9 protein-coding genes are annotated in these 8,606 nt (G+C 32.2%); 6 read left to right on the forward strand and 3 right to left on the reverse strand.

The window, feature by feature from the left end:
* Positions 1 to 148: 148 nt before the first annotated feature.
* The 3 genes from ABJI11_RS00520 to purD all read left to right on the forward strand — a co-directional run bounded on the left by ABJI11_RS00520 (position 149) and on the right by purD (position 3,474).
* Positions 149 to 661 (forward strand): hypothetical protein, encoded by a 513-nt coding sequence (locus ABJI11_RS00520; RefSeq protein WP_348348514.1) that lies wholly within the window; start codon positions 149 to 151, stop codon positions 659 to 661.
* A gap of 26 nt (positions 662 to 687) precedes the next feature.
* Positions 688 to 2,052, forward strand: coding sequence for a sugar transferase (locus tag ABJI11_RS00525; RefSeq protein WP_348348516.1), 1,365 nt, complete (start codon positions 688 to 690; stop codon positions 2,050 to 2,052).
* Between the two features lie 150 nt (positions 2,053 to 2,202).
* Positions 2,203 to 3,474 carry a phosphoribosylamine--glycine ligase gene (gene purD / locus ABJI11_RS00530; RefSeq protein ID WP_348348518.1) on the forward strand — a complete coding sequence of 424 codons (1,272 nt, stop codon included), beginning with the start codon at positions 2,203 to 2,205 and terminating at the stop codon, positions 3,472 to 3,474.
* A gap of 56 nt (positions 3,475 to 3,530) precedes the next feature.
* On the opposite strand, the gene ABJI11_RS00535 is transcribed toward purD, so the two are convergent.
* Positions 3,531 to 3,752: a uracil phosphoribosyltransferase gene (locus tag ABJI11_RS00535; protein ID WP_276491486.1), complete on the reverse strand. Its 222-nt coding sequence runs from the start codon at positions 3,750 to 3,752 to the stop codon at positions 3,531 to 3,533.
* A gap of 40 nt (positions 3,753 to 3,792) precedes the next feature.
* Between ABJI11_RS00535 and ABJI11_RS00540 the strand changes: the two genes are divergently transcribed.
* The 3 genes from ABJI11_RS00540 to ABJI11_RS00550 are packed head-to-tail and all read left to right on the forward strand — an operon-like array spanning position 3,793 to position 6,403.
* Positions 3,793 to 4,722: a DUF6427 family protein gene (locus ABJI11_RS00540; protein WP_348348520.1), complete on the forward strand. Its 930-nt coding sequence runs from the start codon at positions 3,793 to 3,795 to the stop codon at positions 4,720 to 4,722.
* Positions 4,723 to 4,761: 39 nt separating this feature from the next.
* Positions 4,762 to 5,364, forward strand: a complete 603-nt coding sequence (locus ABJI11_RS00545) for a DUF4254 domain-containing protein (RefSeq protein WP_348348522.1) — start codon at positions 4,762 to 4,764, stop codon at positions 5,362 to 5,364.
* Entirely contained in the window at positions 5,351 to 6,403 is a 1,053-nt protein-coding gene (locus ABJI11_RS00550; RefSeq protein ID WP_348348524.1) for a glycosyltransferase family 9 protein, read from the forward strand. The genes ABJI11_RS00545 and ABJI11_RS00550 overlap by 14 nt, the downstream gene beginning before the upstream one ends.
* On the opposite strand, the gene ABJI11_RS00555 is transcribed toward ABJI11_RS00550, so the two are convergent.
* Together ABJI11_RS00555 and arsS are read right to left on the reverse strand one after the other, a co-directional pair.
* Complete coding sequence (locus ABJI11_RS00555) at positions 6,400 to 7,017, reverse strand: TetR/AcrR family transcriptional regulator (protein ID WP_348348526.1); 618 nt, start codon at positions 7,015 to 7,017, stop codon at positions 6,400 to 6,402. The two genes, ABJI11_RS00550 and ABJI11_RS00555, sit on opposite strands and share 4 nt — an antisense overlap.
* Positions 7,018 to 7,286: 269 nt before the next feature.
* Positions 7,287 to 8,342 carry an arsenosugar biosynthesis radical SAM (seleno)protein ArsS gene (arsS, locus tag ABJI11_RS00560; RefSeq protein WP_348348528.1) on the reverse strand — a complete coding sequence of 352 codons (1,056 nt, stop codon included), beginning with the start codon at positions 8,340 to 8,342 and terminating at the stop codon, positions 7,287 to 7,289.
* Positions 8,343 to 8,606 lie beyond the last annotated feature (264 nt).

Below are 8,606 nucleotides of genomic sequence, written 5' to 3' on the forward strand. Positions count from 1 at the left end.
AACGTACATAGGCTCTTATATTGTTTTGTCTTCTGTATTTGTCTTGAATCAATACATTAAGGGACGAAACATAAAGAGTAAAATTGGTTTCGGATTTATTTTCTCATTAGAGTTATGTGCTATTTTTTTTCTTGGTTCAAAATTAACAATGGGCTTGTTTTTAATCATAAACACTTTGTTGTTATTAAAATATTACAGAATATTGATTTTACCCTTATTTTTATCAATTGGATTAGGTTTTTTTCTTGTTAAAGAATGGATTTTTAAATCTTTAACAAAATCATATTTTGATAGGACAGTGTTTTTCAATAAGTCTTTAGAAATAATAGAGGATAATGTATTATTTGGAATAGGAGAGAAGAATATATTAAAGTATACTGTAGTAATAAATGAAGTAAAAACGGTATTAATACCTCATAATTCATTTTTAAAAGAACTTTTATCAAATGGGTTGTTAGGTCTAATTATACTATTTTGTTTGTTAGGATATTTAATCTTCATTGCTTTTAAGAGTGGTAATTTAATTTTTCAATATTTTTTAATTTTGGTTCTTGGTCTTTGCTTGATAGAAGATTTTTTATATATGCAAAGAGGACTTTTCTTTTTTGTTTTTTTTACGGTTTTCTTTATCAATACGGGTAATCGTAAAAATTTAATATAAATTGCGAATCTTTTACTTTCAGTATTATGCCAAACCCTTCCATATTAAATTCAATAGAACGAAAGTTTATACTTTTACTAGGAGATTTGGTAATAATTTTATCTAGTCTTAATGTATTTGTTAATAATGCAATTGATATTGAATTTTTATCATTCAAACTAAAGGTGATCGTTACTGTATTTGGTGTATTCTCTTTTCTAACGCTTTCTTATATATTAGATTTATATAACCTACAAAAAACATTAAAAAGAAAGTATGTTGTATCCCAAGCGTTATATATAACTGCATTGTTTGTTTTTATAGTTTTTCTTTTTTCGGTTTTATTTTTTGATACTAGTTTTTGGAGAATACCATTATTAGTTTTTCTTATTTTAACACCAATAGAAATAGCTTTATGGAGATTGTTTTTTGTAAATGTTTTTAGGGTAATACCTACAACACGCAATGTGTTATTAATTTATGATAAAGAAACCGAGAAACATTTTAGAGAAGTAACTTCATCTATAGATGGCGAAGATGTTGAAACTTTTTACAAAGTCAAGTTAACATATAATCTTAATCAACATAGTGAGGTAAGAAAGAAGTTTTTAGTAGCAACAGAAAAGGTAGATTCGTGGATTGTTAATATTAAGAATTATAGCGAATTTCCGGATGATTTAGAAAAAATTCTTCTAAGGTCTATTCTTAAAGGTAAAGAGGTTATTTCCTATACATCATTTTACGAAAACACTTATGAAGCTCTGCCAATACAATCTCACAATGATAGTTTTTATGAAATCTTACAGTTGAGAAATCGAAAGATTAGATACTTACACACTATTTTTAGTTTCTTAGTCAATTTTATTCTTTCGTTGATTGTGGGCATTATCTTAATGTTATGTATACCATTCGTTTTTATTTTAAATATTTTTTTTAATCGAGGACCTTTATTTTATACGCAGAAAAGAGTTGGACTTCACGGTAACGAATTTAAAATATATAAGTTTAGATCTATGGTTGTAAATGCAGAAAAAGAAGGTGCTAAAATGGCGGTAAAAAATGATGCTAGAATAACACCCTTTGGTCGTATATTGAGAATTTTCAGAATTGATGAATTACCTCAAATACTATCAGTAATTAAAGGAGATATGCAGTTCATTGGACCACGACCAGAACGTAAAGTATTTGTAAACCAATTAAATTCATTGGTTCCTTTTTACGGTACACGTCATTTGATAAAGCCAGGGATTACTGGTTGGGCCCAGGTGAAGTATAAGTATGGGGAAAATTTAGAAGATTCAATAAAAAAGCTTGAGTATGATTTGTATTACATTAAAAACAGGTCCATTACTCTAGATTTACGTATTGTATTTAAAACGGTAACGACTGTTTTATTTTCAAGAGGTGTTTAATGGAGTTCGTTATGACAAGGATTTAAAAAAATCGTATACGATTATTTTAAATCCTTGCCAGCAGAGGACTTGCAAAAGAAAGAGCATAGAGATTTTTCTACAAAATAATTTATATAAAGGGCAAACATTGCGTTTGTAAAAATTGAAAATATGAACATTTTAATTCTAGGGTCCGGAGGTCGTGAGCATACTTTTGCTTGGAAATTAGCTCAAAGTAAAAAGCTCTCTAAACTTTTTGTTGCGCCGGGAAATGCCGGTACAGAAATTATTGCTACTAATGTACCAATTGGTGTAAATGATTTTGAAGCCATTAAAAAATTGGTTCTAAAGGAGAATATTGAACTGGTGATGGTGGGGCCAGAAGATCCCTTGGTTAATGGAATTCATGATTTCTTTTTGCAAGGTGCTGAGCTAAAAAATGTATCAGTTATAGGTCCGGAGAAATTAGCTGCAACACTAGAAGGTAGTAAAGAATTTGCAAAGGAATTTATGATGCGTCATCAAATTCCTACCGCTCAGTATAAAAGTTTCACATCTGAAACTGTGGAAGATGGTTTCAAGTTTTTAGAAGAACTGAACCCTCCGTTTGTTTTAAAAGCTGACGGTTTAGCTGCTGGTAAAGGTGTGGTTATTCTAAATGATCTAAATGATGCTAAGGTTGAACTAAAATCCATGTTAGTAGATAAGAAATTTGGTACAGCAAGTGCAACTGTGGTAATTGAAGAGTTTCTTGATGGTATTGAATTAAGTGTTTTTGTGCTTACTGATGGTAATAGTTATAAAGTGTTACCAACCGCAAAAGACTATAAAAGAATAGGTGAGGGAGATACCGGACTCAATACAGGGGGTATGGGAGCTATTTCGCCGGTTCCTTTCGCAAGTAAGGAGTTTATGGATAAGATTGAACATCGAATTGTAAAACCTACCGTAGAAGGTCTTAAAAAGGATAATATGCCTTATAAGGGCTTTATCTTTATTGGGCTTATAAAAGTTGGCGATGACCCCAAGGTTATTGAATATAATGTTAGAATGGGTGACCCTGAGACCGAAGTAGTTTTGCCACGTATACAAAACGATATGGTAGAATTGCTAAAAGCTGTTGCTGACCAAAAATTATCAGATATAGATTTAAATTTAGATACTAGAACTGCGACTACGGTTATGACCGTTTCTGGTGGTTATCCTGGGTCTTATGAAAAAGGAAAAGAAATCACCGGTATAGATGCAATTGATGAATCTTTAGTTTTTCACGCAGGTACAACGCTTAAAGATGGTAAAGTGATTACTAATGGTGGTAGGGTAATGGCGATTACATCTTTTGGAGATGACTTTAAATCGGCACTATCAAAATCGTATCAAAACGTAGAGAAGCTTTCCTTTGAAGGAATGAACTATAGAAAAGATCTTGGTTTCGATCTCTAAGTAGTAACCATTTATCGGTTTTATGTATTAAAACCGATAAATGGTTTAAATTGATATTATAAGTAAGAGTGAGAAGTACTTGATGTATCTTCCTCTCCTTTATCATTGTACTTTTTCAATTCAAGCATCCAATAAACAAAAGCAACAGAGCCAATCAACATAAATATCCAGTTTAAGATATTTGATAATGCCCAGCTATCTGTAAAACGCAAAAAATCTAACGGTGCAAATAGTACATTTACGAACAAATCTGCGATACCTTCAAAAAATGATTTCATCTTATTACTATATTTACCAGCAAAAATATAAAAAGCTTAGATGATTTCAAGCATTTTTGAGAAAACAAAACCGGTGAATTTCATTATTCTTCTGGTTTTTTTGTTTCTTTTCTATTGGTCGGTTCAATTTTACCTATTCGATTTAACGATGAGCAATGTAGAAATTGCCCCATCAATCGGTATTTTGACCATTCTGCTATTTAGTGTTTTCGTGGTCGACTTTGTTGTTAAACGTAACAAACTAACGGGTACCAATTCATTTGCGATTTTATTTTTTACGCTACTATTTGTTGTATTCCCCGAGACCTTAGGTGACAACAACGCAATTTTCACTAGCTTTTTTCTTCTTCTAGCTATGAGACGGCTTTTAAGTATCAAATCTCTGAAAAGTATAAAACTTAAAATTTTTGATGCTGGACTCTGGATTTGTATTTCAAGTGTATTTTATGAATGGGCTCTGCTGTATTTATTATTGGTTTTCGCCGCTATTTATATTTATGACCCAAAAAATATAAGAAACTGGCTAGTTTTATTATCTGCGGGGTTCTGTTTTTTTATGATACTCTACGGTATTTTAATATTGTTGGATAAGCCAAGTTTTATCTTAGACCATTACGATTTTGCCATTGATTATGATGCTATATTTCCTATTAAATGGTGGACTAGTCTAAAGATGACCCTATATGCATTGTTTAATATGGCGTTAGCTTTTTCAGCATTTGTTAACCTAAGTAAATCTGGTGTTGGTAAAGTCATTATAATGCGATTGATAGCATTTTCATTTATTATTGGTTTAATCGTCAATGTTTTGGTAATTACTGAAAATAATAATGCAGTCATGATTACTTTTTTTCCATCTGTTGTTTTTATAGTAAATTATCTGGAATTTATTAAAAAACCTAAGTTTTTAGAATTGATACTTATTGCCAGCATAATGGTGCCAATTATAGTTTTTGTAACAAAACTCTAGGTTTATTCTTTAAACTTTATCTTTGTAAAAAAGTCACCTATGTTTAGCGAATTCGCATTTAATATATTTAATAGAAGTATAGAGAAGTACCATATCAAAGACGATGTATACCAGAGCTTTGAAAATCCTTATTCTAAAGAAGATATTGAACACTTGTTATATAGAAAGAACTGGATTGATACGGTGCAATGGCATTATGAAGATATTATAAGAAATCCGGATATTAATCCTGGTGATGCCTTAGTACTGAAGCGTAAAATTGATGCGAGTAATCAAGATAGAACAGACTTGGTGGAATTTATTGATAGTTATTTTCTTAATAAATACCAATCGGTAGATGTTAATTCAGATGCAACTATTAATACAGAAAGTCCTGCTTGGGCAATTGATCGACTATCTATTTTGGCATTGAAAATTTATCATATGACCGAAGAAGCTACAAGAGCGGATGCTTCTTTAGAGCATCGAGAAAAATGTCAAGCTAAATTAGAAGTTTTACTTGAGCAGAAGAATGATCTTTCTTCTGCTATAGACCAATTACTTGCCGATATTGAGAGTGGTGCTAAATACATGAAGGTGTATAAGCAAATGAAAATGTATAATGATGAGGAACTAAACCCCATCCTTCGTGGCACCAAATAATACCAAGCATATATTAGTCATACGACTATCGGCAATGGGTGATGTTGCAATGTCGGTACCAGTTATTTTGGGACTTACTAAAAAATATCCGGAGCTAAAGATTACTGTTTTAACTAAAGCTTTTACTGCGCCAATTTTTGACGATATACCTAACGTAAAGGTTTTTAAAGCTGATGTAAAAGGAAAACATAAGGGTGTTTTAGGACTTTGGAAATTATACAAAGAATTAAAAACCTTGCAGATTAATGCGGTCGCAGATATCCATAACGTATTACGAAGTACAATTTTAAAACAGTATTTTAAACTCTCTTCAATTCCTTTTATTCAAGTTGATAAGGGTAGGGAAGCAAAAAAAGAATTGGTTAATCCACAGCGAACATCTTTTACTCCTTTAAAGACCACTTTTGAGCGTTATGCAGAGGTGTTTGGTAAGTTGGGTTGCCCCATTACTATTTCAGAGATGGAAACCTTGCCAAAACGAACTATTTCTGAAAATGTATTGAATTTAAATGATGCTAAGGGTAAACTTCTTATTGGCATAGCTCCTTTTGCTGCTTTTAGTGGAAAAATGTATCCACAAAATTTGATGGAAGAAGTGCTAAACTCATTGAATTCATCTAACAATTATCAAATTGTATTGTTCGGTGGAGGAGAAAAGGAAATTGAAGTTTTGACTAAATGGGATGAGCAGTTCAACAATTGCCATAATGTTGCCGGAAAATTGTCTTTTTCAGATGAGTTGAGATTAATATCTAACCTTGAACTGATGTTGGCAATGGATAGTGGAAATGCGCATTTAGCTGCAATGTATGGTGTGCCAACCGTAACAATTTGGGGAGTTACACATCCATATGCTGGTTTTTCACCTTTTAATCAGCCAGAGCATTACGCCCTTTTATCAGACAGAAAAAAATACCCAGCTATACCTACTTCTATCTATGGCAATAAATATCCTGATGGTTACGATAAGGTCATGGAAACTATTCTACCTGTAACAATTGTTCAGAAAATAAATGAAATTTTAAGTACTTCGGTTTAGGAGTTGACATGCTTAGCTTCTATACTTTTAAAGTATTGACGTAGTTGAGACATAAACCTATATTTTTTAGCTGATGGCGCTGAACTGGTCATTAATGTTCTAACTCCAAAATAAGAGCTCATCAAAAAAGTTGCCGCAGCTTCACAATCTACGTGGCGGTCTAAATATCCATTGAATTTTCCTTTTTGTAATGAAGTAACCAAGTTTACTTCCCAAACCGTAACAATTTCGTTTAGGTGACGCATAATTACTTCGTTCTTTCCGTTGAATTCACTTAAGAAATTACTTAAAATGCAACCGTAATCCATTTCATTGTGCACAGCTGTTTCCATGGCATCATCAAAACAATTTGTTATTAGTGTTAACGGATTATCGTGCCCTTCAATAGGTTCTATTAAAGTGCTGTAGATTTTACGTGCCAGTAAATTTTGAATGATTTGTATAAAGTAATCTTCCTTAGAGTCAAAATGATAGTAAAAAGCCCCTTTAGAAAGGTCTAGTTTTTTAAGAATATCATCTACACTAGTGTCATAATACCCTTGGGCATAAAATAATTCTAATCCTGTGTTCTGTAAACGTTGCATGGTTGCCATGCGCTTAAGGCTCTTGTTCATAATATTGAGATTTGGGTAAATCCGACCAAGTGGTCTTTTTATAGAACGTCGTTTGGTATAACAACCTCAGGATTTATGGATTAGATGCATATTTTTTCGATAAACGTATATTTTATCGGTGTATAACATTTTTTTTGAATCAACAAACAAACTAAGTAGTCAGTTCTGGATAAGATATATTTGGTTGATTTATAGTGTTGTGAAATATCTAGAAATAAAAAAACCGTTCAATGTAAATCATTAAACGGTTCATTATTAAATAGTTTTTGTTAAGCAACAGTTCCCTGACAGCTACTACCGGCACCTGCGGTACAGCCATAACAATGTTGCGAGATAATGATGTTTCTATCGTTCAAGATGTCTTCATTATAATCTTTAATATGTTTCACCTTACTGGCTACTTTTAAATCTAGCATTTGGTTAAAATCACAATCATATAACCATCCATCCCAACTAATAGAAATAGTGTTGGTACACATTACATTTGCAACTGCAGAAGGGTTGTAGGCCTCTACTAAAGCGTACATGTAATCTTCATAGTTTTCTGATGCTATTAAGTAGTCTAAGAAACGAGCAATAGGAAGATTGGTAATAGCGAAAAGATTGTGAAACTGAATATCAAAATCTTCTTTTAAAGCTTTTTTGAAATCCTTTTCCATGGCAGCTTGATCTCCTGGTAAATATGCTCCTGATGGATTATAAACTAAATCTAACCTTAAATCGCTACCTGGCATACCATAGGCTCTTTCGTTTAATTCTTGTAATGCCTTGATCGACTTGTCAAAAACTCCGTCACCTCTTTGCTTATCCGTTTTGCCACGGGTATAGTGTGGCATTGAAGAGATAACATGTACATTATGCTTTTTAAAGAAATCTGGTAGGTGATAATATTTCTTGTTAGCTCTTATTATAGTTAAGTTAGAACGTACAATAAAGTCTTTGATACCGGCTTTTGCAGCTTCTTCTACAAACCACTCAAAATCAGGATTCATTTCTGGTGCACCACCGGTTAGATCTAGGGTATGTGCTCCTGTGTTTTTAATTACTTCTATACATTGTAGCATAGTATCGCGTGTCATAATCTCCTTACGGTCTGGACCAGCGTCTACATGGCAATGTTCACAAACTTGGTTACACATATAACCTACGTTTATTTGTAATATTTCTAGTTTTTTTGGTCGTAGTGGAAAATGCCCGATATCTGCAATTTTATCCTTAAAATATGGAAGCTCACCATCGGCAAAAATTCCTCCGTTTAGTATTTCTAATTGCTTATTGGAAACTGCTAAATCGTTTCCTTTTGCTTTTAATGATTTTGTAGCCATTTTTTTAGTTGTTCGTTGTTCGTTGTTCGTTGTTTGCATTTTGTACAAATGCATTAAACTTTAACTTCACAACATTTAATTTCTTTTTCTTAACCATGGATATTCATAATGAATATTCCATTTGCAATAATTTTTAAACTAGCTTTAATTTCAATGTATTGATTATTGAAGAAGGCTGTTACGAACAGCCATCAACGAATAACCAACAACGAATTTTACATGGACAATTTATTATACTTATTCATCATCTGTACACCATGAACC

It is taken from the genome of Maribacter sp., assembly GCF_039968975.1.
GTDB lineage: Bacteria > Bacteroidota > Bacteroidia > Flavobacteriales > Flavobacteriaceae > Maribacter.